2 tRNA genes and 1 rRNA gene are annotated in these 447 nt (G+C 42.7%); all 3 read right to left on the reverse strand.

Annotated elements, in window-relative coordinates:
* Positions 1-127 precede the first annotated feature (127 nt).
* Positions 128-203 (reverse strand) — tRNA-Ala (locus HZY82_RS06450).
* 23 nt (positions 204-226) lie between these two features.
* Positions 227-303: transfer RNA gene (locus HZY82_RS06455), tRNA-Ile, on the reverse strand.
* A 71-nt stretch (positions 304-374) separates the two neighbouring features.
* A 16S ribosomal RNA gene (locus HZY82_RS06460) occupies positions 375-447 on the reverse strand; the annotation flags it as partial.

Here is a 447-nt window from a genome sequence, read left to right on the forward strand (position 1 = left end):
TCCTTGAACTCTTATGAATAGACAATTTTCTTGCCTTCTTCTCTCGGTTTTTTCTTTGTAAATCTTTTTATATATAATATACGTATTTAGTTTTCATTGTTCTCGAGTATCCTTTTGAACACTCAAATGGTGGAGCCTAGCGGGATCGAACCGCTGACCTCCTGCGTGCAAAGCAGGCGCTCTCCCAGCTGAGCTAAGGCCCCTTATCTTTATTTTATTTAATTTATGGTGGGCCTAAATGGACTCGAACCATCGACCTCACGCTTATCAGGCGTGCGCTCTAACCAGCTGAGCTATAGGCCCCTAACCATATTTGAATGTCTTTTGAACACTCAAAACTAAAAGAATTGTCAATGTTATTCCTATATCCTTAGAAAGGAGGTGATCCAGCCGCACCTTCCGATACGGCTACCTTGTTACGACTTCACCCCAATCATCTGTCCCACC

It is taken from the genome of Gemella sp. GL1 (assembly GCF_013415365.1).
Taxonomy (GTDB): Bacteria; Bacillota; Bacilli; order Staphylococcales; family Gemellaceae; genus Gemelliphila.